The 26,370-nt window shown below is 46.6% G+C and carries 34 protein-coding genes and 1 other annotated feature; all 34 genes read right to left on the reverse strand.

From position 1 onward, the window contains the following. Positions 1–2 precede the first annotated feature (2 nt). Positions 3–188 carry a 50S ribosomal protein L30 gene (gene rpmD, locus DMN77_RS20940; RefSeq protein WP_068779116.1) on the reverse strand — a complete coding sequence of 62 codons (186 nt, stop codon included), beginning with the start codon at positions 186–188 and terminating at the stop codon, positions 3–5. Positions 189–201: 13 nt separating this feature from the next. Further along, positions 202–699: a 30S ribosomal protein S5 gene (rpsE, locus tag DMN77_RS20945; protein WP_068779115.1), complete on the reverse strand. Its 498-nt coding sequence runs from the start codon at positions 697–699 to the stop codon at positions 202–204. A 26-nt stretch (positions 700–725) separates the two neighbouring features. Further along, positions 726–1,094 carry a 50S ribosomal protein L18 gene (gene rplR, locus DMN77_RS20950; protein WP_068779114.1) on the reverse strand — a complete coding sequence of 123 codons (369 nt, stop codon included), beginning with the start codon at positions 1,092–1,094 and terminating at the stop codon, positions 726–728. A gap of 81 nt (positions 1,095–1,175) precedes the next feature. After that, positions 1,176–1,718, reverse strand: coding sequence for a 50S ribosomal protein L6 (rplF, locus tag DMN77_RS20955; protein WP_179016228.1), 543 nt, complete (start codon positions 1,716–1,718; stop codon positions 1,176–1,178). A 30-nt stretch (positions 1,719–1,748) separates the two neighbouring features. After that, positions 1,749–2,147 carry a 30S ribosomal protein S8 gene (rpsH, locus tag DMN77_RS20960; RefSeq protein ID WP_068779112.1) on the reverse strand — a complete coding sequence of 133 codons (399 nt, stop codon included), beginning with the start codon at positions 2,145–2,147 and terminating at the stop codon, positions 1,749–1,751. Between the two features lie 30 nt (positions 2,148–2,177). Next, on the reverse strand, positions 2,178–2,363 hold the full coding sequence (locus DMN77_RS20965) for a type Z 30S ribosomal protein S14 (RefSeq protein WP_010348808.1): 186 nt from the start codon (positions 2,361–2,363) through the stop codon (positions 2,178–2,180). 46 nt (positions 2,364–2,409) lie between these two features. Further along, on the reverse strand, positions 2,410–2,952 hold the full coding sequence (gene rplE / locus DMN77_RS20970; RefSeq protein ID WP_068779111.1) for a 50S ribosomal protein L5: 543 nt from the start codon (positions 2,950–2,952) through the stop codon (positions 2,410–2,412). A gap of 33 nt (positions 2,953–2,985) precedes the next feature. Continuing rightward, positions 2,986–3,339, reverse strand: a complete 354-nt coding sequence (rplX, locus tag DMN77_RS20975) for a 50S ribosomal protein L24 (protein WP_018753983.1) — start codon at positions 3,337–3,339, stop codon at positions 2,986–2,988. 57 nt (positions 3,340–3,396) lie between these two features. Then, on the reverse strand, positions 3,397–3,765 hold the full coding sequence (gene rplN / locus DMN77_RS20980; protein WP_068779110.1) for a 50S ribosomal protein L14: 369 nt from the start codon (positions 3,763–3,765) through the stop codon (positions 3,397–3,399). A 36-nt stretch (positions 3,766–3,801) separates the two neighbouring features. Further along, entirely contained in the window at positions 3,802–4,065 is a 264-nt protein-coding gene (gene rpsQ / locus DMN77_RS20985) for a 30S ribosomal protein S17 (protein ID WP_068779109.1), read from the reverse strand. Positions 4,066–4,115: 50 nt separating this feature from the next. After that, the gene (gene rpmC / locus DMN77_RS20990) at positions 4,116–4,313 is read right to left on the reverse strand and encodes a 50S ribosomal protein L29 (protein WP_068779108.1); all 198 of its coding nucleotides are present in this window, start codon (positions 4,311–4,313) and stop codon (positions 4,116–4,118) included. Then, positions 4,303–4,737: a 50S ribosomal protein L16 gene (gene rplP / locus DMN77_RS20995; protein ID WP_019635775.1), complete on the reverse strand. Its 435-nt coding sequence runs from the start codon at positions 4,735–4,737 to the stop codon at positions 4,303–4,305. The genes rpmC and rplP overlap by 11 nt, the downstream gene beginning before the upstream one ends. 2 nt (positions 4,738–4,739) lie before the next feature. Then, positions 4,740–5,408: a 30S ribosomal protein S3 gene (gene rpsC / locus DMN77_RS21000; RefSeq protein WP_068779107.1), complete on the reverse strand. Its 669-nt coding sequence runs from the start codon at positions 5,406–5,408 to the stop codon at positions 4,740–4,742. 13 nt (positions 5,409–5,421) lie between these two features. Continuing rightward, positions 5,422–5,754 carry a 50S ribosomal protein L22 gene (gene rplV, locus DMN77_RS21005; RefSeq protein ID WP_068779106.1) on the reverse strand — a complete coding sequence of 111 codons (333 nt, stop codon included), beginning with the start codon at positions 5,752–5,754 and terminating at the stop codon, positions 5,422–5,424. Positions 5,755–5,790: 36 nt separating this feature from the next. Then, positions 5,791–6,069, reverse strand: a complete 279-nt coding sequence (gene rpsS, locus DMN77_RS21010) for a 30S ribosomal protein S19 (protein ID WP_068779105.1) — start codon at positions 6,067–6,069, stop codon at positions 5,791–5,793. A 72-nt stretch (positions 6,070–6,141) separates the two neighbouring features. After that, positions 6,142–6,972, reverse strand: coding sequence for a 50S ribosomal protein L2 (gene rplB / locus DMN77_RS21015; RefSeq protein ID WP_068779104.1), 831 nt, complete (start codon positions 6,970–6,972; stop codon positions 6,142–6,144). 28 nt (positions 6,973–7,000) lie between these two features. After that, positions 7,001–7,291, reverse strand: a complete 291-nt coding sequence (gene rplW, locus DMN77_RS21020) for a 50S ribosomal protein L23 (RefSeq protein ID WP_068779103.1) — start codon at positions 7,289–7,291, stop codon at positions 7,001–7,003. Then, a complete protein-coding gene (gene rplD / locus DMN77_RS21025) occupies positions 7,291–7,914 on the reverse strand; it encodes a 50S ribosomal protein L4 (RefSeq protein WP_068779102.1) in 624 nt (207 codons plus the stop codon). The genes rplW and rplD overlap by 1 nt, the downstream gene beginning before the upstream one ends. Positions 7,915–7,940: 26 nt before the next feature. Then, positions 7,941–8,564: a 50S ribosomal protein L3 gene (gene rplC / locus DMN77_RS21030; RefSeq protein WP_068779101.1), complete on the reverse strand. Its 624-nt coding sequence runs from the start codon at positions 8,562–8,564 to the stop codon at positions 7,941–7,943. 44 nt (positions 8,565–8,608) lie between these two features. Next, positions 8,609–8,917 carry a 30S ribosomal protein S10 gene (gene rpsJ, locus DMN77_RS21035; RefSeq protein ID WP_006676490.1) on the reverse strand — a complete coding sequence of 103 codons (309 nt, stop codon included), beginning with the start codon at positions 8,915–8,917 and terminating at the stop codon, positions 8,609–8,611. 466 nt (positions 8,918–9,383) lie between these two features. Then, the gene (locus tag DMN77_RS24055) at positions 9,384–9,509 is read right to left on the reverse strand and encodes a hypothetical protein (RefSeq protein ID WP_256872519.1); all 126 of its coding nucleotides are present in this window, start codon (positions 9,507–9,509) and stop codon (positions 9,384–9,386) included. A gap of 79 nt (positions 9,510–9,588) precedes the next feature. After that, positions 9,589–10,779: an elongation factor Tu gene (tuf, locus tag DMN77_RS21040; RefSeq protein WP_068779100.1), complete on the reverse strand. Its 1,191-nt coding sequence runs from the start codon at positions 10,777–10,779 to the stop codon at positions 9,589–9,591. Between the two features lie 100 nt (positions 10,780–10,879). Beyond that, positions 10,880–12,958, reverse strand: a complete 2,079-nt coding sequence (fusA, locus tag DMN77_RS21045; RefSeq protein ID WP_068779099.1) for an elongation factor G — start codon at positions 12,956–12,958, stop codon at positions 10,880–10,882. Positions 12,959–13,006: 48 nt separating this feature from the next. Continuing rightward, positions 13,007–13,477: a 30S ribosomal protein S7 gene (rpsG, locus tag DMN77_RS21050; protein ID WP_068779098.1), complete on the reverse strand. Its 471-nt coding sequence runs from the start codon at positions 13,475–13,477 to the stop codon at positions 13,007–13,009. A gap of 46 nt (positions 13,478–13,523) precedes the next feature. Beyond that, positions 13,524–13,943: a 30S ribosomal protein S12 gene (rpsL, locus tag DMN77_RS21055; protein WP_068779097.1), complete on the reverse strand. Its 420-nt coding sequence runs from the start codon at positions 13,941–13,943 to the stop codon at positions 13,524–13,526. Positions 13,944–14,085: 142 nt separating this feature from the next. Continuing rightward, positions 14,086–14,337, reverse strand: a complete 252-nt coding sequence (locus DMN77_RS21060) for a ribosomal L7Ae/L30e/S12e/Gadd45 family protein (RefSeq protein WP_068779096.1) — start codon at positions 14,335–14,337, stop codon at positions 14,086–14,088. 205 nt (positions 14,338–14,542) lie between these two features. Then, the gene (rpoC, locus tag DMN77_RS21065; RefSeq protein WP_068779095.1) at positions 14,543–18,157 is read right to left on the reverse strand and encodes a DNA-directed RNA polymerase subunit beta'; all 3,615 of its coding nucleotides are present in this window, start codon (positions 18,155–18,157) and stop codon (positions 14,543–14,545) included. Between the two features lie 55 nt (positions 18,158–18,212). After that, a complete protein-coding gene (rpoB, locus tag DMN77_RS21070) occupies positions 18,213–21,758 on the reverse strand; it encodes a DNA-directed RNA polymerase subunit beta (RefSeq protein ID WP_068779094.1) in 3,546 nt (1,181 codons plus the stop codon). Positions 21,759–22,371: 613 nt separating this feature from the next. Next, the gene (locus DMN77_RS21075) at positions 22,372–22,971 is read right to left on the reverse strand and encodes a class I SAM-dependent methyltransferase (protein WP_068779093.1); all 600 of its coding nucleotides are present in this window, start codon (positions 22,969–22,971) and stop codon (positions 22,372–22,374) included. Positions 22,972–23,307: 336 nt separating this feature from the next. After that, complete coding sequence (gene rplL, locus DMN77_RS21080) at positions 23,308–23,673, reverse strand: 50S ribosomal protein L7/L12 (RefSeq protein ID WP_068779092.1); 366 nt, start codon at positions 23,671–23,673, stop codon at positions 23,308–23,310. Between the two features lie 65 nt (positions 23,674–23,738). Next, complete coding sequence (gene rplJ / locus DMN77_RS21085; RefSeq protein ID WP_068779091.1) at positions 23,739–24,248, reverse strand: 50S ribosomal protein L10; 510 nt, start codon at positions 24,246–24,248, stop codon at positions 23,739–23,741. Positions 24,249–24,284: 36 nt separating this feature from the next. Then, positions 24,285–24,418, reverse strand: a sequence feature (ribosomal protein L10 leader region). 82 nt (positions 24,419–24,500) lie between these two features. Then, complete coding sequence (gene rplA, locus DMN77_RS21090; RefSeq protein WP_179016229.1) at positions 24,501–25,193, reverse strand: 50S ribosomal protein L1; 693 nt, start codon at positions 25,191–25,193, stop codon at positions 24,501–24,503. Positions 25,194–25,321: 128 nt separating this feature from the next. Beyond that, positions 25,322–25,747, reverse strand: coding sequence for a 50S ribosomal protein L11 (gene rplK, locus DMN77_RS21095; protein WP_044482537.1), 426 nt, complete (start codon positions 25,745–25,747; stop codon positions 25,322–25,324). A 70-nt stretch (positions 25,748–25,817) separates the two neighbouring features. Further along, entirely contained in the window at positions 25,818–26,351 is a 534-nt protein-coding gene (nusG, locus tag DMN77_RS21100; protein WP_068779089.1) for a transcription termination/antitermination protein NusG, read from the reverse strand. Between the last annotated feature and the right edge of the window lie 19 nt (positions 26,352–26,370).

A 26,370-nucleotide genomic window follows, 5' to 3' on the forward strand; every position in this document is an offset into this window, starting at 1 on the left:
GATTACTCCGCAATCTCTTGAACCTTAACCAGATGGCTTACTTGGTTAACCATGCCACGAATAGCAGGATTATCAGTATGAACCACGGTTTGGTTAATTTTGCGAAGTCCCAATGTTTTCACGGTAGTACGTTGGTTCTCCGGACGTCCGATCAAACTACGCACGAGGGTAATTTGCAATTTAGCCATGAGAATTCCCTCCTTAACCGAGTAGTTCTTCGACGGATTTACCGCGTAATTTCGCAACATCTTCAGCGCGTTTCAGACGGGAAAGACCCTCCAAAGTCGCGTTGACCATGTTGATGGAATTCGAAGAACCTAAAGATTTTGTAAGAATGTCGCCTACGCCTGCAAGTTCGAGAACCGCACGAACAGGACCACCGGCGATAACTCCTGTACCTTCTGATGCTGGTTTCAACAGAACGCTACCAGCGCCAAAACGTCCAGTTACCAAGTGAGGGATTGTAGTCCCTACGATTGGTACGTAGATAAGATTTTTCTTCGCATCGTCAATACCTTTGCGAATCGCATCTGGAACCTCGCCAGCTTTACCGATACCAGCACCAACCCAGCCTTTGCCGTCACCGACAACTACCAGTGCGCTGAAGCTAAAACGACGTCCGCCTTTAACTACTTTAGCAACACGGTTAATGTGTACTACTCTTTCAGTCAGTTCTAAAGTGTTCGGATCTACACGCAAGTGATTTACCTCCTTTTATAAATATTTTAGAATTCAAGACCTGCTTCACGAGCTGCTTCTGCCAAAGCTTGAATTCGTCCATGATACAAGTAACCGCCGCGGTCGAATACCACAACTTTCTTGCCTTGCTCTTGTGCACGCTTAGCGATCATTTCTCCAACTTTACGTGCGGATTCAACGTTAGCGCCGTTCTTGATTTCACCGTTCAGTTCTTTTTCAACTGTCGAAGCGGATACGATCGTTACACCAGCCACATCATCGATCAATTGAGCATAGATGTGTTTGGAGGAACGGAATACGTTCAGTCTTGGACGTTCAGCCGTACCAGTCACTTTTTTACGTACACGCAGATGTCTTTTCAGACGTGCTTTATTCTTATCGCCTTTAGTGATCATGACTTTCATTTCACTCCCTTCGGTTTACCTTCAAACCATTTCGATTATGCTACCCTCAGGCAAGCACAATAAGAAGAAACATTATTTCTTCTTACCAGCTTTACCTTCTTTACGAATAATACGTTCGCCTTCGTACTTAATACCTTTACCTTTGTAAGGCTCAGGTGCACGTACAGCACGAACTTTCGCAGCATATTCGCCTACGCGTTCTTTGTTGATCCCTTTAACGATGATCTTTGTGTTGGCAGGGACTTCAAATTCGATTCCTGCTTCCGGAGTGATTTCTACCGGATGGGAGTAACCCACGTTGAGTACCAGTTTCTCGCCGGATTTGCTTGCGCGGTATCCGACACCAACTAGTTCAAGAGTTTTGGAATAACCTTCAGTTACCCCGCTCACCATGTTGCTCACTACACTGCGAGTAGTACCGTGCAGAGAACGATGCAATTTATTATCAGAAGGACGTTCTACGAGGATTTGGTTGTCTTCAACCGTTACCTTAATGTCCTTATGAATCTCACGAGTCAAAGTGCCTTTAGGGCCCTTCACTGTAATGACGCTATTATTAAGTGTGACATCCACACCACTAGGTACTGTAATTGGTTTGCGACCAATACGTGACATTTGCTGCACCTCCTTGTTTTGTGACGTTAATTACCAAACGTAGCAGAGAACTTCTCCGCCGGCTTTCGCTTGACGAGCTTCCTTGTCGGTCATAACTCCCTTGGAAGTAGAGATAATCGCGATACCCAAGCCGCCGAGAACGCGAGGAACTTCGTTGCTCTTTGTATAGACGCGAAGACCTGGTTTACTGATTCTTTTCAAACCAGTAATAACGCGCTCGTTGTTGGATCCGTATTTCAAGAAAACACGAATGATCCCTTGTTTATTATCATCGATATACTCCGCATCACGGATGAAACCTTCGCGTTTCAAGATCTCAGCGATTTGTTTCTTGATCGTGGATGCAGGCATTTCCACCGTCTCGTGACGAACTGTGTTCGCATTACGAATACGTGTAAGCATATCTGCAATTGGATCTGAAATGTTCATTCATGAAACCTCCTTCCCGTTGTTGATGGTTTACCAGCTTGCCTTCTTAACGCCAGGGATCTGGCCTTTATATGCTAATTCGCGGAAGCAAATTCTGCAGATTTTAAACTTTTGCAATACTGAGTGTGGACGACCACAACGTTCGCAGCGAGTATAAGCCCGCACTTTGAATTTTGGCGCACGTTGTTGTTTAACTTTCATTGAAGTTTTTGCCACTGAACCTGACACCTCCTAAATAATTTCGGAGCTGTTATGCCATTTATTATTTAACAAATGGCATTCCGAGCCCTGTAAGCAGCTCGCGGGACTCTTCGTCCGTTTTAGCTGTTGTAACGATAACGATATCCATACCACGTACTTTGTCTACTTTGTCATACTCGATCTCAGGGAAGATCAATTGTTCCTTAAGACCAAGTGTGTAGTTACCGCGTCCATCAAACGCTTTGTTCGATACGCCGTGGAAGTCACGAACGCGTGGAAGCGTTACGTTGAACAATTTGTCGAGGAAATAATACATGCGTTCGCCGCGAAGAGTTACCTTCACACCGATTGGCATGTTCTCACGGAGTTTGAAACCAGCGATGGATTTCTTAGCGCGAGTGATTACTGGCTTTTGACCAGCGATAAGTTGCATATCATTAACTGCAGAGTCAAGCACCTTCGAGTTAGCAACAGCATCACCAACACCCATGTTGATAACTACTTTCTCAACTTTCGGCACTTGCATCACTGTAGAGTAGTTGAATTTTTGAATCAAAGCAGGTGTTACTTCGTTCAAATAGCGTTCTTTTAATCTAGCTGCCATGAATCATGGACCTCCTTTCTTATCATTCCTGGATTAATCGATCACTTCACCGGACTTCTTAGCTACACGAACCTTCTTGCCGTTGTCCAATACTTTGTAACCGATACGAGTTACTTTTCCGCTCTTAGGATCAACGTGCATTACGTTCGATACATGAATCGGAGCTTCCTTCTCGATAATGCCGCCTTGTGGATTCAATTGGTTCGGCTTTTGGTGTTTCTTCACCATGTTCACGCCTTCCACAAGAACGCGGTTCTCACGAGGATAAGCGGCGATGACGCGGCCTTTTTTGCCTTTGTCTTTACCGGAGATCACGATAACCGTGTCATCCTTCTTAACATGAAGCTTATTGTTGTGGGATTCCAAAATCTTTTTCAATCTAGGCATCTATTTACACCTCCTGTTTCGCACAGCTTAACGTACCACTGGGATACGCTATCTTTATTAGATAACTTCCGGAGCCAAGGAAACGATTTTCATAAAGTCTTTATCGCGAAGTTCGCGGGCAACTGGTCCAAAAATACGAGTACCACGTGGGCTCTTGTCTTCTTTAACAACTACCGCTGCGTTCTCATCAAACGCGATGTAAGAACCGTCTTTACGACGTACGGAACGTTTTGTACGAACAACAACCGCTCTGACTACATCACCTTTTTTGACAACGCCGCCTGGTGTTGCTTGTTTCACAGAACAAACGATCAAATCGCCAATTTGTGCTGTGCGACGACCAGTACCACCCAAAACGCGAATGCACATCAGTTCCTTCGCGCCAGAGTTATCAGCCACATTCAAACGTGTAAATGGTTGAATCATCGTTATATCCTCCCTTCAATCGAAACTACGGTGCTATTAAATAACAATTGCTTTTTCGACAACTTCAACGAGTCTCCAGCGCTTGTCTTTAGACAACGGACGTGTTTCAGCAATTTTAACAGTATCACCGATTTTAGCTGTGTTATTTTCATCATGCGCTTTAAATTTCTTCGTATATTTCATGCGTTTATGATAAAGGTCATGTTTCTTGTAGGTTTCTACTGCTACAACAATGGTCTTATCCATTTTGTCGCTTACGACTTTACCAATTTGCACTTTACGGGCGTTACGTTCGCTCATGGTTAGCCTCCTTCCTGAACATTCGCGCTTGGTCCGAGCCAGGCGCAATATTAGCTAATCCCAAGTTCTCTTTGACGTAATACGGTTTTAGCACGAGCTATTTCCTTACGCACATCACGGATCCGAGTCGGGTTATCAAGCTGGCCAGTAGCCAATTGAAAACGGAGGTTAAAGAGTTCTTCTTTAAATCCTGCAACTTTTTGTTCAATCTCAGCAGTGGTTAAGTTGCGAAGTTCATTAGCTTTCATTTGCTTCACCACCCAATTCTTCACGTTTCACAAACTTAGTCTTGATTGGCAGTTTGTGAGCGGCAAGACGCATAGCTTCACGAGCAATTTCCTCCGATACACCGGCAAGTTCAAACATGATCTTACCCGGTTTCACAACTGCAACCCACTTCTCTACGTTACCTTTACCGCTACCCATCCGAACTTCAAGAGGCTTTTGAGTAATCGGCTTGTCAGGGAAAATTTTAATCCATACTTTACCGCCCCGTTTGATATAACGCGTCATTGCAATACGCGCTGCTTCAATTTGACGGTTTGTAATCCAAGTTGGCTCAAGAGCTTGCAGACCGTATTCACCGAAGTTCAATTCAGTGCCGCCTTTTGCTTGGCCTCTCAGACTACCGCGTTGTTGCTTGCGGTGTTTTACACGTTTTGGTACCAACATGATTAGTTGCCTCCTTCCTGAGCAGCTGGTTGTTTCTTAGCCGTAGGAAGAACCTCTCCACGATAGATCCATACTTTCACGCCAATACGTCCATAAGTCGTATGTGCTTCTGCCGTACCGTAATCGATGTCGGCGCGGAGCGTATGAAGTGGAACAGTTCCTTCACTGTAGCCCTCTGTACGAGCAATTTCAGCACCGCCGAGACGACCGCTGACTGCTGTCTTAATCCCTTTCGCTCCTGAACGCATAGTTCTTTGGATTGCTTGCTTCAAAGCACGACGGAAAGAAACACGACGTTCCAATTGTTGTGCGATGCTCTCAGCAACGAGAATTGCGTCAAGATCAGGGTGTTTAATTTCAGAAATATTGATGTGAACCTTCTTGCCACCTGCGATCTTCGTAATTTCATTACGCAGATTTTCAACTTCCGAACCACCTTTACCGATAACCATACCTGGTTTCGCAGTGTGGATCGTCACATTCACACGATTAGCCGCTCTCTCGATTTCAATGCGAGATACTGCGGAGTCTTTCAATTTATTCTTCAGGTGTTCACGAATTTTAACGTCTTCAAGCAAGAGATCACCGAAATCTTTGCCTGCATACCATTTGGATTCCCAATCACGGATAATCCCTACTCGTAATCCGACCGGATTTACCTTTTGGCCCACACGTTTTCCCTCCTTATTTTTCGGATACCACCAAAGTAATGTGGCTTGTGCGTTTGTTGATCCGGCTAGCACGTCCCATTGCACGAGGGCGGAAACGTTTCATTGTCGGACCTTGGTTTACGTAAGCTTGCGTAATAACCAATTTATTTACATCCATAGAATAGTTGTGTTCAGCATTAGCAATCGCCGAATTCAGAAGCTTCTCCAAGATCGGGGATGCGCCCTTTGGAGTATGGCGGAGAATTGCGATCGCTTCGCCAACTTGCTTACCACGGATCAAGTCAACTACGAGTTGAGCTTTGCGGGGAGCAATGCGAACAGACTTTACATGTGCTTTAGCTTCCATGTGTTGTTACCTCCTCTCAAACGAAGAACTTATCGTTTAGCGTCTCGTTTTCTTGTCGTCATCCGTATGACCTTTGTAGGTACGGGTTGGAGCAAATTCACCAAGTTTATGTCCTACCATGTCCTCTGTTACGTATACAGGTACGTGTTTGCGTCCGTCGTATACACCAAAAGTATGGCCGATGAATTGTGGGAAAATTGTCGAACGGCGCGACCAAGTTTTAATAACCACTTTCTTGTTCGATGCGCTCGCTTCTTCCACCTTTTTCAACATATATCCGTCAATAAAAGGTCCTTTTTTAAGACTACGGCTCATTTAATATCCTCCCTTCATACTGCTTGTTTCGAACTATAATTCACTGCCGTGAAGTGATCCGCGAGGCGCGGATTACTTCGTGCGGCCACGAACGATATACTTATCAGATGCTTTGCCTTTTTTACGCGTCTTGTAACCAAGGGTTGGTTTGCCCCAAGGAGACAATGGCGATTTACGGCCGATCGGAGCACGACCTTCACCACCACCATGAGGGTGATCGTTAGGGTTCATAACAACACCGCGAACTTCAGGACGTTGGCCCTTCCAGCGATTGCGGCCCGCTTTACCGATCTTGATCAATTCATGGTCTGCATTACCTACAGAACCGATTGTAGCGCGGCAAACTTTAAGAATTTTACGCATTTCGCCAGAAGAAAGACGAACGGTTACGTATTTGTCTTCTTTACCGAGCAATTGAGCTTCAGTACCGGCAGCACGAACGAGTTGTCCGCCTTTACCTGGTTTCAGCTCGATGTTGTGGATAACTGTACCCACCGGGATGTTCTCAAGTGGAAGTGAGTTTCCGATTTTGATGTCGGAACCTACGCCAGACTCGATAACGTCGCCTACTTTAAGCCCTTGTGGAGCAATAATGTAGCGTTTTTCACCGTCAGCATAGTTGATCAAAGCGATGTTAGAAGTCCGGTTCGGGTCGTACTCGATAGTAGCAACGCGGCCTGGAATTCCATCTTTGTTCCGTTTGAAGTCGATGATACGATATTTACGTTTGTGTCCACCGCCATGGTGACGCACAGTAATTTTACCTTGGTTGTTGCGACCAGCTGTTTTGCTCAGTGGCGCAAGCAAGGATTTCTCCGGAGTATCTGTGGTGATTTCTTCGAATGTCGATACGGACATTCCACGTCTTGCCGGAGATGTCGGTTTATACTTTTTGATAGGCACTAGATTTCCCTCCTTACTTTAGACAATTTTATACCGATTCAAAAAATTCGAGCGGTTTGCTGTCCGGAGTCAAAGTCACGAACGCTTTCTTCCATTCCGGAGTATAACCGAAATGACGTCCATAACGTTTTGGCTTGCCAGGAACACGCAGAGTATTCACATTGCTCACTTTAACTTTGAAGATCTCTTCAACCGCTTTTTTAATTTCGGTCTTGTTGGCACGAATGTCGACTTCGAACACATATTTAAGTTCGTTCATGTAATCAGCAGTACGTTCTGTGATTACCGGACGCTTAATAATATCACGAGGATCTTTCATTACGCGAGCACCTCCTCTACCTTCTGAACTGCTTCCTTCGTAATGATCAGTTTGTCGTGCGAGAGCACGTCAAGAACATTAATGCCGTCAGCTGCTACAAATTTAACACCAGGGATATTACGAGCGGAAAGTGCTACATTGTCGTCATAGCTAGGAGCTACAACAAGCGCCTTGCGATCAACCTTCAGGTTGTTCAAGATGGCAGCAAATTCTTTAGTCTTAGGTGCATTCAAGCTCAAAGCATCAAGTACGATAATGTCCTGATCGATAACTTTAGCAGACAAAGCCGATTTGATCGCCAGACGACGAACTTTTTTCGGCAATTTGTAAGCATAGCTGCGTGGAGTCGGTCCGAATACGATACCGCCACCAACCCATTGCGGAGAACGGATCGAACCTTGACGGGCACGTCCTGTTCCTTTTTGCTTCCAAGGTTTACGACCACCGCCGCGAACTTCGGAGCGTCCTTTTACTTTATGGGTACCAAAGCGAAGGGAAGCGCGTTGCATAACAACAGCTTCATGAAGCACATGAGTGTTCGGTTCGATACCGAATACTGCATCGTTCAATTCTACCTCGCCAACTTGGCTACCGCTAACATTAAAAACTGCTACTTTTGGCATTTTTTGTTCCTCCTTTCTTCAGTTAATTATTTTTTGATGGTTTCTTTAACTTTTACGAAACTATTTTTAGGACCTGGGATCGAACCTTTAACGAGCAGTACATTACGTTCTGCATCAACCTTCACGATTTCAAGCTTTTGAATCGTTACAGTTTCGCTACCCATATGTCCTGGAAGACGTTTGCCTTTAGGAACACGGTTTGCTTGGATGGAACCCATGGAACCAGGTCTACGATGATAACGGGAACCGTGAGCCATAGGGCCGCGGCTTTGTCCCCAGCGTTTAATTACGCCTTGGAAACCTTTACCCTTCGAAATACCTGTTACGTCAACAAATTCGCCCTCAGCAAAAATATCAACTTTGACCTCCTGGCCAACTTCATATCCTGCCAAGTCAACACCGCGAATTTCGCGAACGTAGCGCTTAGGCGTTGTATTTGCCTTTTTCGCATGACCAGCTTCCGGCTTAGTTACTCTGCTTTCTTTCTTATCGGAGTAGCCAAGTTGGATCGCTTCATAGCCATCGTTCTCTACGTCTTTCTTTTGCAGAACTACGTTAGAGCTTGCTTCAATAACTGTAACAGGAATGACATTACCTTCTGGGGTAAATACTTGAGTCATCCCGAGCTTTTTCCCTAAGATACCTTTCATGTTGACACCTCTTTTCCTCTTTCGTTTCCATTCAAAAATGGATATTACAATTTAATCTCGATATCTACACCGGACGGCAGGTCCAAGCGCATCAAGGCATCCACAGTTTGTGGAGTCGGGTTCACAATATCGATCAAGCGCTTATGAGTGCGCATTTCGAATTGTTCCCGGGAATCCTTGTACTTGTGTACCGCACGGAGAATAGTAATCACTTGTTTCTCGGTTGGAAGCGGAATCGGTCCAGATACACCAGCACCCGAACGTTTTGCCGTTTCAACGATTTTCTCTGCGGATTGATCAAGAATTCTGTGGTCGTAAGCTTTCAAACGAATACGAATTTTTTGCTTTGCCATTTTATTCCCTCCTTCTATCGCCCAATTTGAGATCGGACATACTCCATGGAAATTTTCCAACCACCTAACCCATGGCAAAGGGGCCGGGTGTGTCAGTAACCTCCCACTTCATCGCAACGTCACAGAACAACATTCATTATTATATAGAAAAGCTGTGCTCATTGCAAGCAAAATTTATTATATTTATCTTATTATTCTGAATCCTTTGATTTTGGGGATGACGCATTCGATGTGCCTCCCGTTCTGGCAGCCTGAGACATCAGTTCAAACCGATTTCTTCTATATATAAAGGAATGTTTAATTCGGATTTCCACAGTTGCAAGCTCATTCGAGCTGCGCTGCACAAACTCTATAATATGAAGAAACACATCTCTTCTTGAATCTGATGCTCATTTTCTGACCAAACCAACTGCTTACAACGCAACTGCAACAACCTCCATACTTTTGTTGTCATTCTTAAGGGCTGCTAAAGTTGGTTCATGATTTGTACAGCTATAAATCCGGCTTCCTCTGATAGCTTCTTGACCTCGTGGGCTACCATTCTAGATCCCCGCCCTTGTTCACCGCCACCCGCTGTTCTCGCTGCTCTCACGGTCACATCCTCCAACAGGCCATACATGCAAAAAGACTCGTTCCATAAGGAACGAGTCTCTAAGAAGCATAAGCTTAAATTATTTGCTGATGGATACAACAGCGCCGGATCCAACAGTACGTCCGCCTTCACGGATGGAGAAGCGAGTTCCTTCTTCAATCGCGATTGGGGAGATCAGGGAAACAGCAACTTCGATGTTGTCGCCAGGCATAACCATTTCAGTACCTTCTGGCAGGTTGATAACACCTGTAACGTCAGTTGTACGGAAATAGAATTGTGGACGGTAGCCAGTGAAGAAAGGCTTATGACGTCCGCCTTCTTCTTTAGTCAATACGTATACTTGAGCGGTAAACTCAGTATGCGGATTAACGGAAGCTGGCTTTGCCAATACTTGACCGCGTTCGATTTGGTTACGGTCAACACCACGGAGCAATGCACCGATGTTATCGCCTGCTTCAGCGGAATCAAGCAATTTACGGAACATTTCTACGCCAGTAACGACGGATTTCTTAGTTTCTTCGCGGATACCCACGATTTCGATTTCGTCGCCGACTTTAACAGTACCACGCTCTACACGGCCTGTAGCAACTGTACCACGGCCAGTGATGGAGAATACGTCCTCGACAGGCATAAGGAATGGCTTGTCAACTGGACGCTCTGGAAGCGGAATGTACTCGTCGATGATTTCGAACATTTCAACGATTTTCTTAGCCCAGTCGCCGTCTGGGTTCATGAGAGCTTCACGAGCGGAACCATGGATGATTGGAGTATCATCGCCTGGGAATTCATATTCGTTCAGCAAGTCACGAACTTCCATTTCAACCAATTCAAGAAGTTCAGCGTCTTCAACCATGTCGCATTTGTTCAAGAATACAACGATGTAAGGAACGCCTACGTTACGGGACAACAGGATGTGCTCGCGAGTTTGCGGCATTGGGCCGTCAGCTGCGGATACAACCAGGATTGCTCCGTCCATTTGAGCAGCACCAGTGATCATGTTTTTAACATAGTCGGCGTGCCCTGGGCAGTCAACGTGTGCATAGTGACGGTTAGGAGTTTCATATTCAACGTGGGAAGTGGAGATTGTGATACCACGTTCGCGCTCTTCTGGAGCTTTGTCGATTTGATCGAATGCTACAGCAGCACCGCCATAAGTTTTGGACAACACAGTTGTGATCGCTGCAGTCAGCGTAGTTTTACCATGGTCAACGTGACCAATTGTACCGATGTTAACATGCGGTTTTGTACGTTCGTATTTAGCCTTTGCCATTTTAAACATTTCCTCCTTAAAAATAAGATTAATATGTTGGACTAACCTGGGAGCAAATCCTTATTCAGGTCATCTACTCCCGGCTAGAAAATACAGAAAATTATTCTGCACCTTTGTGTTTCGATACGATCTCTTCGGAGATGTTACGAGGAACTTCTTCATAGTGAGACAATTCCATCGAGAACACGCCGCGTCCTTGCGTACCGGAACGAAGAGTTGTGGAGTAACCGAACATTTCGGAAAGAGGCACTTTCGCGCGGATGATTTGAGCGCCGCCACGTGAGTCCATACCTTCGATACGGCCACGACGGGAGTTCAGCATACCCATAACATCACCCATGTACTCTTCCGGAACAGTAACTTCAACCTTCATGATTGGCTCAAGCAGAACCGGTTGTGCTTTTTCCTTAGCAGCCTTAAGCGCCATGGAACCAGCGATCTTAAACGCCATTTCACTGGAGTCAACGTCATGGTACGAACCGTCTACGATTGTAGCCTTCACGTCCACTACAGGGAAACCAGCGAGAACACCGTTCTTCATTGCTTCTTCGATACCTTGTTGAGCAGGTGCGATGTATTCTCTAGGAACCGAACCACCGACAATCTTGCTCTCGAATTGGTTGCCTGAACCTGCTTCAAGCGGCTCGAACTCAACCCATACGTGACCGTATTGACCACGACCACCGGATTGGCGAACGAATTTACCTTCAACACGCGCAGGAACCTTGAATGTTTCACGGTAAGCAACCTGTGGTTTACCCACATTGGTCTCTACCTTGAACTCACGGCGCATACGCTCGATGATGATATCGAGGTGAAGCTCACCCATACCAGCCAAGATCGTTTGACCTGTCTCTTCGTCCGTATGAGCACGAAGGGTAGGGTCTTCCTCAGTCAATTTACCGAGGGCAACGCTCATCTTGTCTTGGTCCGCTTTTGTCTTAGGTTCAACAGCGATTTCGATAACCGGATCAGGGAAGTTCATCGATTCCAGAATTACTGGAGACTTCTCATCACACAGTGTATCACCAGTTCCTGTGTCTTTCAAACCAACAGCTGCTGCGATATCACCAGCGTATACTTCGCTGATCTCTTTACGGCTGTTAGCATGCATTTGCAGGATCCGTCCAATACGTTCGCGCTTGTTCTTCGTTGCATTCAGTACATACGAACCGGATTGCAAAATACCGGAGTATACACGGAAGAACGTAAGCTTACCAACGTAAGGGTCTGTCATAATCTTAAATGCAAGCGCGGAGAACGGCTCTTCATCAGAAGAATGACGTTCAACCTCGGTACCGTCATCCAAGTGACCTTGAATGCTTGGTACATCGACCGGCGCAGGCAAGTAGTCTACGACTGCATCAAGCATAAGCTGGATGCCTTTGTTGCGATAAGAGGAACCGCACACAACCGGGAAGATCTTAACTTCTACTACACCTTTACGAAGAGCTGCTTTAAGTTCTTCAACAGTGATTTCTTCACCTTCAAGGTATTTCATAGTCAATTCTTCATCAAGTTCTGCAACCTTCTCAACCAATTCTGCACGAAGTTCTTCAACTTTCGCTGCATAATCCGCAGGAATTTCAGTTTCCTCGATATTTTGACCTAAGTCATCTTTGTACATATATGCTTTTTGAGCGATCAAGTCGATAATACCGACAAAATCATTCTCAGCACCGATAGGCAATTGGATAGCTACTGCGTTTGCCTGCAAACGCTCGCGCATATCGTTAACTACGTTAAGATAATCTGCGCCGATAATATCCATTTTATTGACATAAGCGATACGAGGAACGCTATATTTGTCAGCCTGTCTCCAAACCGTTTCAGACTGAGGCTCTACGCCTTCCTTCGCACTGAACACGCCTACTGCCCCGTCCAATACACGCAGGGAACGTTCAACTTCTACTGTGAAGTCAACGTGTCCCGGGGTATCGATGATATTTACGCGGTGCCCCTTCCAAGCAGCGGTCGTAGCAGCGGACGTAATTGTAATTCCGCGCTCTTGTTCCTGCTCCATCCAGTCCATCGTCGCGGAGCCTTCATGAGTCTCCCCAATCTTATGGTTAATACCGGTGTAGAACAAGATACGTTCCGTCGTGGTAGTTTTACCGGCGTCAATATGCGCCATGATCCCGATGTTACGTGTATTTTTCAAGGAGAACTCTCTTGCCATGCAATTTTTCTCCCTTCAAAATAGAAGTTTATTATTAGTTGCTGAATCCTACCAACGATAGTGTGCGAACGCTTTGTTCGCTTCAGCCATTTTATGCGTGTCTTCGCGTTTCTTAACGGAAGCACCCGTGTTGTTGGAAGCATCGATAATCTCTGCTGCCAAACGCTCTTCCATAGTCTTCTCGCCGCGGTTGCGGGAGTAGTTTACGAGCCAACGTAATCCTAAGGAAGTACGTCTTTCCGGTTTAACTTCGATCGGCACTTGGTAGTTAGCACCACCTACACGGCGAGCTTTAACTTCCAGGACAGGCATGATATTCTTAATCGCTGCTTCAAACACTTCCATCGGGTCATTCCCCGTACGTTCTTGAATGATGTTGAACGAATTGTACAGAATGCTTTGTGCAACACCGCGCTTACCATCGATCATAATGCGGTTGATCAAGCGAGTAACAAGCTTGCTGTTATACACCGGATCCGGCAATACGTCTCTTTTTGTAACTGGACCTTTGCGTGGCATAGTTATCCCCCTTTCATTATTAGTCCAAACCTATTTTTCGGAAATATTATTTCTTAGCTTTTGGACGTTTAGCACCATACTTGGAACGAGCTTGCATCCGGTTGTTAACACCAGCGGTATCAAGCGCACCGCGCACGATGTGATAACGTACCCCCGGAAGGTCTTTTACCCGTCCACCACGAATCAAAACAACGCTGTGTTCTTGCAAGTTGTGACCGATCCCCGGAATGTAAGCCGTCACCTCAACACGGTTCGTCAAACGAACACGGGCATATTTACGAAGTGCGGAGTTCGGTTTCTTAGGAGTCATCGTACCTACACGAGTACAAACACCACGTTTTTGTGGGGAACTAAGATCGGTAGCTTCACGTTTAAGAGCGTTATAACCTCTTTGCAATGCTGGCGATTTAGATTTGTACACCTTGTCTTGACGTCCTTTACGGACTAATTGGTTAATTGTTGGCATGTTGTTGCCACCCCCTTCCTCGATTCTTTAACATTCTTTACAAACCTTTTTGTTAAGCCCACAGACCCAGGCGGTTCATAAAAGAACAAATGAAAAGTTTTTGCCGTCAAGGTATCCCTTCAGCAAAAACATTCCTATCAAACTATGGTTTTACAACCGCAGCCATTGCCGCACCAACTTCAATCCCGCAGGCTTTGCCGAGATTTTGCATCGTATCCACCAAAGTGACCTTGACCGCATGTTGAGTGCATAGCGCAATGATCTTCGATTTCAAACGTGGATCTGCATCTTCAGCTACATATACTTCCTCGGCTCGTCCAAGCTCGACGATACGCATCGTTTGCTTGGTACCGATTTTAACATGAGCATCCTGTAATCCTTTATCATAAGACATATCATCGTCCTCCAAAGCACAGGGAATTCCGTACTCACGCACTACGATATATTATCATTCTCGTTAGGCGATGTCAAGCAATTTGTATCAATGTTTTTCTTAGCTGATTTTCTTCTCTTAGAACACGATAACCCGCTTCTCTTCCGTAAATATAAATCGTGATCCGAACGGAATGATTCCGCCCGGATCACGCGTGTTAGTTCTACTACTCTACAGATACAGTTTCCAGATTCTCCTCATTCGCCTCGTTGCCTTCCGGCTCATCGAATTGAATACTGCGATACTGGTTCATACCAGTACCTGCCGGAATCAGCTTACCGATGATGACATTCTCTTTCAGGCCGAGCAGTTTATCCACTTTGCCCTTGATTGCCGCATCAGTAAGGACGCGAGTTGTCTCCTGGAAGGATGCTGCCGACAAGAAGGAATCCGTCTCAAGCGAAGCCTTGGTGATCCCCAGTAATACCGGTTTGGCCACGGCAGGCTCTTGACCAGACAAGATCGCTTCTTTGTTGGCTTTCTCATATTCATGCAGGTCGACGAATGAACCTGGCAAGAGGGTAGTATCGCCAGAATCGACAATACGGATCTTGCGAAGCATTTGTCTAACCATAACTTCAATGTGCTTATCGTTGATTTCTACGCCCTGGTTACGATATACGCGTTGTACTTCCTGCAGAATGTAGTTCTGTACGCCGCGAATACCTTTAATACGCAGAATTTCCTTCGGGTCAATCGAACCGTCGGTCAGTTCATCCCCAGCTTCAATATGCTGTCCTTCGCTTACGCGCAGACGGGAACCGTAAGTAACCGAATAGGTTTTGGTTTCTGCTTCGCCATCCACTTCGATCTCACGGCGATCCTTAGCTTCGCGAATTTCTTTCACGACGCCATCGATTTCACTGATCGTAGCTTGCCCTTTCGGATTCCGTGCTTCGAAGAGCTCCTGAATACGCGGCAAACCTTGTGTAATATCGTCGCCGGCAACACCACCGGTATGGAAAGTACGCATGGTAAGCTGGGTCCCTGGTTCACCGATGGATTGAGCAGCGATAATACCAACCGCTTCACCAATCTCAACGTGTTTGCCAGTAGCCAGGTTACGACCATAACATTTCTTACATACTCCATGACGAGCGCGGCAGCTAAGCACCGAACGGATTTGCAGCTTCGTAACACCTGCATTGACGATCGCATTCGCCTTATCACTATCGATCAGCTCATTGCGGTGAACGATAATCTCACCGGATTCCGGATGTTTGATCGTCTCGAAGGAGTAACGTCCTTCAATACGGTCATACAGGTTCTCGATGATCTCCTTGCCGTCTTCAATCCGGCTAACCGTGATTCCTTTGTCGGTTCCGCAATCATCCTCGCGAACGATTACGTCCTGCGCAACGTCAACGAGACGACGTGTCAGATAACCTGAGTCAGCGGTACGAAGTGCGGTATCGGCCAGACCTTTACGCGCACCGTGTGTGGAAATAAAGTACTCCAAGACCGTCAGACCTTCACGGAAGTTCGCTTTAATTGGCAGTTCATAAATTCGGCCGGATGGCGTAGCCATGAGACCCCGCATACCACCGAGCTGGGTGATCTGCGATTTATTCCCCCGCGCCTTAGAGTCAACCATGAGCATGATCGAGTTGAAGCGATCCATGGATTTCATCAGGACATCGGTAATTTGATCCTTGGCCTTCGACCAGATATCGATAACGCGGTCATACCGTTCTTCATCGGTAATCAAGCCGCGGCGATATTGATTGGTAATCACTTGTACTTTATCTTCAGACTCACGCATAATGTCCTGTTTCGCATCAGGCACGACAACGTCGGCAACCGCGATACTAACACCTGCGCGCGTCGAGTAAGTAAAGCCGGTTTGTTTGATTCTGTCGAGAATTATCGAAGTTTCCGTCGTCTGATAAATCTCAAAGCAACGGCCGATAATTTCCCCAAGATATTCCTTACCTACCCCGCTCATCAACTTCTCACCCATGAGACGCTCTTGAACATTGGCACCCTTCTCATGGATGAAGTAATGATCTGGAGTTCCCTCAAGCAGATTAGTACGAGTTGCCTCGTTAATATACGGGAAGCTGGCCGGGAAGATTTCGTTGAAGATAATCTTACCTACCGTCGTAATCAACAATGCACTTTGTTGTTTTTCAGTAAATGAAGTCTTGTTCAGCGCTTTAGCCGGAATCGCTACACGAGCGTGCAGGGATGCCGTACCGCGTTGATATGCCGAGACTGCCTCATTCACAGAAGACAGAAGCATACCGGTACCTTTGGCTTCCTTGTCATCTACAGTCAGATAGTAGGAGCCGAGAACCATATCCTGAGAAGGCGTTACAACCGGCTTACCGTCTTTCGGGTTCAGGATGTTGCCTGAGGCGAGCATCAGAATCCGGGCTTCCGCTTGAGCTTCTGCGGACAACGGAACGTGCACAGCCATCTGGTCACCGTCGAAGTCGGCGTTATATGCCGTACATACGAGTGGGTGAAGACGAATAGCGCGTCCTTCAACAAGAATCGGTTCAAACGCTTGGATACCGAGACGGTGAAGCGTAGGCGCACGGTTAAGCAGAACCGGATGTTCCTTAATGACTTCTTCGAGCACATCCCAAACCTCTGGGCTAACGCGTTCTACTTTGCGTTTTGCACTCTTGATATTATGAGCCAGGCCTTTGTTAACCAGCTCTTTCATAACAAATGGCTTGAACAGCTCCAATGCCATTTCCTTCGGCAGACCACATTGATACATCTTCAGATAAGGTCCTACGACGATAACGGAACGACCGGAATAGTCAACCCGTTTACCGAGCAGGTTCTGACGGAAACGACCCTGTTTACCTTTGAGCATATGGCTCAAGGATTTCAACGGACGGTTGCCCGGTCCGGTTACAGGACGGCCACGGCGGCCGTTGTCGATCAGGGCGTCAACCGCTTCTTGCAGCATCCGCTTCTCGTTCTGAACGATGATATCCGGAGCGCCAAGATCAAGCAGACGCTTCAAACGGTTGTTACGGTTAATAACACGGCGATACAGATCGTTCAAGTCCGATGTGGCGAAACGTCCGCCATCGAGTTGAACCATTGGACGAAGCTCCGGCGGAATGACCGGAAGCACGTCAAGAATCATCCATTCCGGCTTATTGCCGGAGTTGCGGAATGCTTCGATAACCTCAAGGCGTTTGATCGCCCGGTTACGACGTTGTCCTTGCGCTGTACGCAGTTCTTCCTTGAGGAAGTCCATTTCCTTCTCGATATCGAGATCCTGCAGCAATTCCTTAACTGCTTCCGCACCCATGCCGGCTTGGAATCCATAGCCATATTTCTCACGGTAGCTACGGTATTCTTTCTCGGACAACAGCTGCTTTTTCTCCAGTGGAGTCTCCCCTGGATCGGTAACAACATAGGATGCAAAATAAATGATCTCTTCGAGAGAGCGTGGCGACATATCGAGTGCCAAGCCCATACGGCTTGGAATCCCTTTGAAATACCAAATATGGGACACCGGAGCGGCCAGTTCAATATGACCCATCCGCTCGCGACGAACCTTCGCTCTCGTTACTTCAACGCCGCAGCGATCGCAGACGACGCCTTTGTAACGAACTCTTTTATATTTACCGCAATGACATTCCCAGTCCTTGGTTGGGCCGAAGATCTTCTCGCAGAAGAGCCCTTCCTTCTCCGGTTTTAATGTCCGATAGTTAATTGTTTCAGGTTTTTTAACTTCTCCGCGGGACCAAGAACGAATTTTCTCTGGGGAAGCAAGCCCGATTTTCATATACTCGAAGTTGTTGACATCCAACAAGGAGCATCCCTCCTTAACAAGGTTTATCACCATTGACGGCAAGCCGCCAAAAACTTTATTCTACTCCGACTTCAGCGCCTTCCAGGTTAAGGCTCAGCTTATCCCCTGTTGCATCATCTTCATCATCAAGTTCCTTCATTTCGATCTCTTGCTCGTCCTCGGACAGGATCTTAACATCCATACCCAAGCTTTGAAGCTCCTTGATCAAAACTTTGAACGATTCTGGCACACCAGGTTCCGGTACGTTCTCGCCTTTGACGATAGACTCGTAAGTCTTCACCCGGCCGACCACGTCATCGGATTTGACAGTCAGGATTTCCTGCAGCGTATAAGCTGCACCGTAAGCTTCCAGCGCCCACACTTCCATCTCACCGAAGCGTTGTCCACCGAATTGAGCTTTACCGCCGAGCGGCTGCTGCGTAACGAGTGAGTAAGGACCGGTTGAACGGGCATGGATCTTATCGTCAACCATGTGCGCCAGCTTGATCATATGCATGACGCCAACGGTAACTTCACGTTCGAATTCTTCACCTGTACGTCCGTCATACAAGATCGTCTTACCATTGCGCTGCATTCCCGCTTCTTCCATCGTATCGAAGACGTCATACTCATTGGCGCCGTCAAATACAGGAGTAGCCACGTGAATACCGAGCTGGAGAGCAGCCATGCCCAGATGCACTTCAAGCACCTGACCGATGTTCATCCGTGAAGGAACGCCGAGCGGGTTAAGCACAACCTGTACAGGCGTACCGTCCGGCATGAACGGCATATCTTCCTCCGGCAAGATACGAGCTACGACACCCTTATTACCATGGCGTCCTGCCATCTTGTCACCCTCGGAAATTTTACGTTTTTGGGCAATATATACACGAACGAGTTGATTCACTCCCGGTGGAAGCTCATCGCCGTTCTCACGAGTAAATACCTTCACGTCTACAACGATACCATCCGTACCGTGAGGAACACGCAGCGAAGTGTCGCGGACTTCGCGAGCCTTCTCACCGAAAATGGCATGCAGCAAGCGTTCTTCCGCAGTCAGTTCGGTTACACCCTTCGGAGTAACTTTACCAACCAGGATATCGCCTGCGCCGATCTCGGCACCTACGCGGATAATACCACGCTCATCCAAATTGCGGAGCGCTTCTTCGCCGACGTTTGGAATATCACGTGTAATCTCTTCCGGTCCCAACTTCGTATCGCGAGCTTCGGACTCATATTCTTCAATATGAATCGAAGTGTAGACATCTTCTTTGACAAGCTTCTCGCTAAGGAGGATCGCATCCTCATAGTTGTAGCCTTCCCATGTCATGAAGGCAACGACCACGTTGCGTCCAAGCGCCAATTCGCCCATTTCTGTCGAAGGACCGTCGGCAAGGATATCGCCTTTCTTGATCACATCGCCGCGCTTAACAATTGGACGCTGATTGATGCATGTCCCTTGGTTCGAACGCATAAATTTGTGTAATTTATGTTTAACAAGGTCGCCTTTGACTTCCTTGCCATCCACCATCTCAACGCGACGCAGCCAAATTTCATTCGCTGCCGAGCGTTCAATAATTCCGTCGTATTTGGACACGATACATACACCGGAGTCTTTCGCCGACTTATGCTCCATACCAGTACCAACAAGCGGTGCTTTAGGAATCAGAAGCGGAACAGCCTGCCGCTGCATGTTCGAACCCATCAGCGCACGGTTCGAGTCATCGTTCTCCAGGAACGGAATCAACGCCGTAGCGACGGATACGACCTGTTTTGGAGAGATGTCCATGTAGTCCACCCGGTCACTTGGCATCGTCAAGATGTTATCGGATTGTTTATTGTAACGAACGATAACATTTTCATCTTTGAATCTGTTATCTTCCGTAAGTTCTGCGTTGGCCTGAGCAATAACATAGTTATCCTCTTCATCTGCAGTCAAATAAGAGATTTGCTCCGTAACTTCGCCTGTCTTCGGATCAACCCAACGATACGGAGCTTCAATGAAGCCGTACTCGTTAATGCGGGCGAAAGTAGACAAGGAGTTAATCAGACCAATGTTCGGACCTTCCGGGGTCTCGATTGGACACATCCGGCCATAGTGAGAGTGGTGAACGTCACGCACTTCCATGCCGGCACGTTCCCGTGTCAGACCGCCCGGGCCGAGCGCTGACAGACGACGCTTATGCGTCAACTCTGCAAGCGGGTTCGTCTGATCCATAAACTGCGACAACTGGGAGCTTCCGAAGAACTCCTTAATCGAAGCAATTACCGGACGAATATTAATCAATGCCTGCGGCGTAATCAGGTTTGCGTCCTGAATCGACATTCTCTCGCGTACAACGCGTTCCATTCGGGACAAACCGATCCGGAACTGGTTCTGCAAGAGCTCGCCTACCGAACGAAGTCTGCGGTTGCCGAGATGGTCAATATCATCCGTGCTGCCGATGCCATGAAGCAAGTTCAAGAAGTAACTGATCGACGAGATGATATCCGCTGGCGTAATGTGTTTCACCGATTTATCGATGTTGCGGTTGGCGATCACTTTGACCACCTTGCCATCTTCGATCGGCGAGAATACTTCAATGACCTGCAGAGGAACATCATCCGCATCAAGAACACCATTCGCTACATGATAATCCTTGAAGCCTACTCCGTTCTCGAGATAGGTCAGAATTTCATCAAGCAAACGGCGATCTACCATTTGGCCCGCTTCAGCAATAATCTCACCTGTCGAAGTATCAATCAAAGACTCAGCGAGGCGATGATTGAACAGACGGTTCTTGATATGAAGCTTTTTATTGATTTTGTAACGGCCTACGTTGGCCAGATCATAACGTTTTGGATCGAAGAAACGCGCCACCAGCAAGCTCTTCGCATTATCTAGCGTAGGCGGTTCACCCGGACGAAGACGCTCGTAAATCTCGATCAGGGCCTTCTCCGTAGAGTCGGTGTTATCCTTATCGAGTGTGTTGCGAATATATTCATCATTACCTAGCAAATCGAGAATCTCGGCGTCCGTACCAAAGCCAAGAGCACGAAGCAGTACGGTTACTGGAATTTTACGAGTACGGTCAATCCGGACATAAACGATGTCCTTCGCGTCCGTCTCCAGCTCCAGCCATGCGCCGCGGTTCGGGATTACTGTAGCGGTATAGGCTTTTTTGCCGTTCTTATCTACTTTAGTACTGAAATAGACGCTAGGAGAGCGAACCAACTGGCTGACAATTACCCGTTCCGCACCATTAATAATGAACGTACCGGTTTCCGTCATCAGCGGGAAATCTCCCATGAATACTTCCTGCTCTTTGACTTCGCCCGTTTCCTTATTAATGAGCCGGACTTTGACCCGAAGCGGCGCTGCATATGTTACATCGCGTTCCTTTGCATCATCTACCGTATACTTCGGTTCGCCGAGACTATAATCGATAAATTCCAATACCAAATTACCCGTGAAATCCTGAATTGGAGAGATGTCCTGAAACATTTCCCGCAGCCCTTCTTCAAGGAACCACTCATAGGATTTCTGTTGGATTTCAATCAGGTTTGGAACTTCGAGTACCTCGTTAATTCGTGCATAACTTCGCCGAGTGCGTCGACCATATTGAACAAGATGTCCTGCCAACTTATACTCACCCCTTATGTCTACTCACTTTAAAAATCATTGCGAACCCGTGTTTGTACCTTTATAATAGGTTCTAACGGATTCATCCACAAATAAAGAAAAGCCCTTATCGAACACTTTCGAAAAAAGAGCGTCATTATCTGTGTCATCACTGTCCTAATGGCTCCGTATCAGTAGATTTACCCAAAATGTACATAATATACGTAGAACTATGCGGTTTTATGCATTGTCTTCGTAAAAAACTCTTGACATTTCAGTAAACTAAAGACATAAAGAGCATTCTAATACTGACATTTTATAATAATATCACAATGGAAATGTCAAGTCAAACATTATTTTGGCTTTTTTATGCTTGAAACAGCATATACGATAGATTATTAATTAAGTTGCCATCGTCATTAATCTAACGGAACTGGGCGCCTCTATTACCTCAAATCTGACACTTGCAGATTATAACGGAACTAGCAGGGCTTTATTTCGTGTTCCTACCGAGAAAATTCAAGCCATTTGACCAATTAGGGTATCCCACTTCCCTTAGAAAATAAAGCTCTTTGATTCCAGCCCAATAAGAGCATCTACTTCCGTTAGAGGAAGCCCGTTGCTATTAGATCTCTTACTTGATCGCCCGATAAATACGATAGCCTTTATCCTTCGTAACTTCCTCAATCTGAGTGAACAACGATTCCAGCTTCTGCTTTGCCGAAGGTGCGCCTTGCTTCTTCTGAATGACGATCCATAAAGAACCTCCTGAACGAAGCCGCTCATAAGCCCCTTCAAAAATGGAGTGCACCACTTCTTTTCCAGCACGGATCGGCGGATTCGTCAGGATGACATCGAACTGTGATGTTGCATCCAAAGCAGCGAACAAATCACTCTCCAGAATCGTGACATTCTCGATTTTGTTGTTTTGCGCATTTTCACGCGCCAATTCCACCGCCCGGCCATTTACATCTATCATCGTCACATGACCTTGACTAGCCAGCTTCGCCGCCGTTAACCCAATCGGGCCATATCCACATCCCACATCCAGCACTTCTGCGCTTACCGGAACCTCCATCGCTTCGATCAAAGTACGGCTGCCGTAATCGACGCCCCCTTTGGCAAACACACCGGCATCGCTGACAAAACGCAGCTTATAACCGTGCAATTCCGCTTCCCAGTTTCTCCGGTCATGCGCTGTAGTAGGGCGACTGGTATAGTAATGATCAGACATTCTAACAGTTCCTCCGTAACGTCGTTTCCTTATGTCTCCCGACATCATCTTCCTAGTTTAGCCAATATACTGCAAAAATCAACGTTCTCCCATCCGGGTCAAAGGTCGAATTTCTCTATTCTATCTTTTGCTCGCCCTCTATTTTTGAGTCTGGGGTTCCCTTGCGATCCGGGCGGAAGAACAATTCACCCGAACTCTTTCATCCGGAATATGATTCAGCTTCCCTCCCCAGTGCAATGGCCCGAAGAGCAGAGAGAGCACCAGGTTCAAAAATTAAAAGTATTCAAAAACAAACCCCCTGAATCAAGTTCAAGGGGTTTGCCATAGAAGAAACGATTATTTTACTTCTACAGTTGCGCCTGCTTCTTCCAATTTTGCTTTTACAGCTTCTGCGTCTTCTTTGCTTACTTTTTCTTTCAATGGTTTTGGTGCGTTGTCAACGAGTTCTTTAGCTTCTTTCAAGCCAAGACCAGTGATTTCGCGAACCACTTTGATTACGTTGATCTTGGATGCACCAGCATTATTCAAGATTACGTCAAACTCGCTTTGTTCAGCAGCTTCAGCACCGCCAACAGCGCCACCTACAACAGCTACTGGAGCTGCAGCAGTTACGCCGAATTCTTCTTCAATTGCTTTTACAAGATCGTTCAGTTCAAGAACAGTCATGCCTTTAATGGCTTCCAAGATTGCTTCTTTACTCATGATAGAACCTCCGTATATTTTTATTTTATTGAATTTTCGTTAGTTAACTAACTTGGGGTAGAAGATTAAGCGCTTGCTGCGCCTTCTTCTTTCTCTGCAACGGCTTTGACTGCCAATGCAAAGTTGCGTACAGGTGCTTGAAGCACGCTGAGGAGCATCGAAAGGAGACCTTCGCGGGACGGAAGTTCCGCGAGCGCTTTGATTTGGTCTGCGCCAACAACACGGCCTTCAACCACGCCACCTTTCACTTTAAGCGCATCATTCTTCTTAGCGAAATCGTTAAGAATTTTAGCTGGAGCTACTGCGTCTTCTACACTAAAAGCGATGGCTGTAGGACCAGTCAACACTTCGTCTAGTTCAGTAAGCTCGGCAGCTGCTGTTGCACGGCGAACAAGCGTATTCTTAAGCACTTGGAATTCCACGCCAGCTTCACGAAGCTGTTTGCGAAGTTCCGTCACTTGAGCAACGTTAAGTCCGCGGTAGTCAGCAACTACGGTAGTTGCGCTCTCACGCAGCTTCGAAGTAACCACATCAACGGCTTCTTGTTTTGCTTGAATCACTTTAGCGTTTGCCACACTGAACACCTCCTATAAGTTTGGGTAGAGGCTCTTCTCTTCATGAAAAAAGCCTCCGTAGAATTACGAAGGCTTGATAAGTCATCATAGATTGACGCTCTATCAGAACACCTCGGTAGGAAATTAAGCCTTGCGGCACCTACTGTCTACGGTAAACATATTCAAATTCAGATCCCATCTTAGAACAACTCAATCAGTTTACCAAGAGATTCACCTGAAGTCAATCCCGTTCTCTCTATTACGAGAGTGGCATTACTTGTAAGAAGCTGTACTAATATGAGCACTTGGGCCCATCGTCGAGGAAATCGCGATGTTCTTCAAGTATACGCCTTTGGCAGCAGCCGGTTTAGCACGGTTCAGTGCATCAACAAGAGCTTTAAGGTTTTCGTTCAATTGCTCTGCAGTAAAGGAAACTTTACCAACTGGCGCATGAATTTGACCTTGCTTGTCAAGACGATACTCAATTTTACCCGCTTTGATTTCTTGAACCGCTTTGGCAACGTCAAAAGTAACGGTACCTGCTTTAGGGTTAGGCATAAGGCCTTTACCACCGAGCAGACGGCCCAATTTACCAACTTCGCTCATCATATCCGGTGTCGCTACGCAGACATCGAATTCGAACCAGCCTTGTTGGATTTTGTTGATCATATCTTGATCGCCAACGAAATCTGCTCCAGCAGCTTCCGCTTCCTTCGCTTTTTCACCTTTGGCGAATACCAATACGCGTTGTGTTTTACCTGTGCCATGCGGCAAGACAACAACACCACGAACGGCTTGGTCTTGTTTACGAGGGTCAACGCCCAAACGAACTGCTACTTCAACGGTTTCGTCGAACTTTGCAGTCGCAGCCTTTTTCACCAATTCAACAGCTTCCAAAGGCTCATAAAATGCTTCGCTATTAATCAGCTTAGCAGCTTCCAGGTATTTCTTACCATGTTTAGCCATGAATTTGTCCTCCTTTTGTGGTATTAGCGGAAAATCCTCCCACTAGGGATGAATTGTCATATAACAACTCCATATGGTCAATTCATCCTTGGATGAAAATAGTCGATATTCTCATCCGCCTCCAAGAATTAATCTTGGATTGTGATGCCCATACTGCGAGCAGTACCTTCAACCATGCGCATAGCCGATTCAACGGATGCTGCGTTAAGGTCAGGCATTTTTTGCTCCGCAATTTGACGAACAACGTCGCGTTTAACGGTAGCAACCTTCTTCTTGTTTGGCTCACCGGAACCCTTCTCGATCTTCGCTGCTACACGAAGCAATACTGCTGCCGGTGGAGTCTTGGTAATAAATGTAAAGGAACGGTCTTCGAACACCGAGATTTCTACTGGAATAATCAAACCAGCTTGATCGGCGGTACGAGCGTTAAATTCCTTACAGAATGCCATGATGTTGACACCTGCTTGACCAAGCGCCGGACCTACCGGAGGCGCAGGATTCGCTTTCCCTGCAGGAATTTGCAGTTTCACCACTTTAATTACTTTCTTTGCCATGTGAGACACCTCCTTGCCCTAATAGTGGTAGACGGAGCGTTAGCCCCTCCCACGTGAAACCCTAAGAAACCTATATCTTTTCCACTTGATTGTAATCAAGTTCAAGCGGGGTTTCTCGACCAAACATGTTGACATGAACCTTCAGCTTGCTCTTGTCGACGAGGATTTCTTCAATACTGCCGACAAAGTTAGCAAACGGACCAACTTTGATGCGTACGGATTCTTTAAGATCGAATTCTACAACCGGCTTCGGTTCTTCCATGCCCATATGCTGCAAAATCTGATCCGCTTCCTCAGGAAGCAGAGGTGTTGGCTTGGAGCCCGATCCTGTAGATCCAACAAATCCAGTTACACCCGGCGTGTTGCGAACAACATACCAGGAATCGTCAGTCTGGATCATTTCCACCAAGACATATCCGGGGTAAACTTTGCGCATGACGGTTTTCTTCTTGCCATCCTTGTTCACCACTTCTTCTTCCATCGGAACAAGAACGCGGAATATCTTGTCTTCCATGCCCATTGACTCGACGCGCTTTTCCAAATTGGCTTTGACTTTGTTCTCATACCCGGAATAGGTATGAACGACGTACCATCTTTTTTCCATATCAAGCCACCTAAGGACC

Source organism: Paenibacillus sp. 79R4 (assembly GCF_013393165.1).
In the GTDB taxonomy this organism is placed as follows: Bacteria; Bacillota; Bacilli; order Paenibacillales; family Paenibacillaceae; genus Fontibacillus.

Excerpts from the sequence above, each read along its gene's own strand:
- tuf (WP_068779100.1), bottom strand. The coding sequence starts at position 10,779 with ATGGCAAAGGCTAAATACGAACGTACAAAACCGCATGTTAACATCGGT.
- rplE (WP_068779111.1), bottom strand. The coding sequence starts at position 2,952 with ATGGCAGCTAGATTAAAAGAACGCTATTTGAACGAAGTAACACCTGCT.
- rplV (WP_068779106.1), bottom strand. The coding sequence starts at position 5,754 with ATGGAAGCTAAAGCACATGTAAAGTCTGTTCGCATTGCTCCCCGCAAA.
- rpsS (WP_068779105.1), bottom strand. The coding sequence starts at position 6,069 with ATGAGCCGTAGTCTTAAAAAAGGACCTTTTATTGACGGATATATGTTG.
- rplL (WP_068779092.1), bottom strand. The coding sequence starts at position 23,673 with ATGAGTAAAGAAGCAATCTTGGAAGCCATTAAAGGCATGACTGTTCTT.
- rplD (WP_068779102.1), bottom strand. The coding sequence starts at position 7,914 with ATGCCAAAAGTAGCAGTTTTTAATGTTAGCGGTAGCCAAGTTGGCGAG.
- rplN (WP_068779110.1), bottom strand. The coding sequence starts at position 3,765 with ATGATTCAACCATTTACACGTTTGAATGTGGCTGATAACTCTGGCGCG.
- rplR (WP_068779114.1), bottom strand. The coding sequence starts at position 1,094 with ATGATCACTAAAGGCGATAAGAATAAAGCACGTCTGAAAAGACATCTG.
- rpsJ (WP_006676490.1), bottom strand. The coding sequence starts at position 8,917 with ATGGCAAAGCAAAAAATTCGTATTCGTTTGAAAGCTTACGACCACAGA.
- rpsG (WP_068779098.1), bottom strand. The coding sequence starts at position 13,477 with ATGCCACGCAAAGGTCCAGTTACAAAAAGAGACGTATTGCCGGATCCG.
- fusA (WP_068779099.1), bottom strand. The coding sequence starts at position 12,958 with ATGGCAAGAGAGTTCTCCTTGAAAAATACACGTAACATCGGGATCATG.
- DMN77_RS21060 (WP_068779096.1), bottom strand. The coding sequence starts at position 14,337 with ATGTCTTATGATAAAGGATTACAGGATGCTCATGTTAAAATCGGTACC.
- rplW (WP_068779103.1), bottom strand. The coding sequence starts at position 7,291 with ATGAAAGATCCTCGTGATATTATTAAGCGTCCGGTAATCACAGAACGT.
- rpsQ (WP_068779109.1), bottom strand. The coding sequence starts at position 4,065 with ATGAGCGAACGTAACGCCCGTAAAGTGCAAATTGGTAAAGTCGTAAGC.
- DMN77_RS21075 (WP_068779093.1), bottom strand. The coding sequence starts at position 22,971 with ATGTCTGATCATTACTATACCAGTCGCCCTACTACAGCGCATGACCGG.
- rplC (WP_068779101.1), bottom strand. The coding sequence starts at position 8,564 with ATGAAAGGTATCTTAGGGAAAAAGCTCGGGATGACTCAAGTATTTACC.
- rplF (WP_179016228.1), bottom strand. The coding sequence starts at position 1,718 with ATGTCACGTATTGGTCGCAAACCAATTACAGTACCTAGTGGTGTGGAT.
- rpsL (WP_068779097.1), bottom strand. The coding sequence starts at position 13,943 with ATGCCAACAATTAACCAATTAGTCCGTAAAGGACGTCAAGACAAGGTG.
- rplA (WP_179016229.1), bottom strand. The coding sequence starts at position 25,193 with ATGGCTAAACATGGTAAGAAATACCTGGAAGCTGCTAAGCTGATTAAT.
- rpsH (WP_068779112.1), bottom strand. The coding sequence starts at position 2,147 with ATGAACATTTCAGATCCAATTGCAGATATGCTTACACGTATTCGTAAT.
- nusG (WP_068779089.1), bottom strand. The coding sequence starts at position 26,351 with ATGGAAAAAAGATGGTACGTCGTTCATACCTATTCCGGGTATGAGAAC.
- rplX (WP_018753983.1), bottom strand. The coding sequence starts at position 3,339 with ATGCCTAGATTGAAAAAGATTTTGGAATCCCACAACAATAAGCTTCAT.
- rpmC (WP_068779108.1), bottom strand. The coding sequence starts at position 4,313 with ATGAAAGCTAATGAACTTCGCAACTTAACCACTGCTGAGATTGAACAA.
- rplP (WP_019635775.1), bottom strand. The coding sequence starts at position 4,737 with ATGTTGGTACCAAAACGTGTAAAACACCGCAAGCAACAACGCGGTAGT.
- rplK (WP_044482537.1), bottom strand. The coding sequence starts at position 25,747 with ATGGCAAAGAAAGTAATTAAAGTGGTGAAACTGCAAATTCCTGCAGGG.
- rpmD (WP_068779116.1), bottom strand. The coding sequence starts at position 188 with ATGGCTAAATTGCAAATTACCCTCGTGCGTAGTTTGATCGGACGTCCG.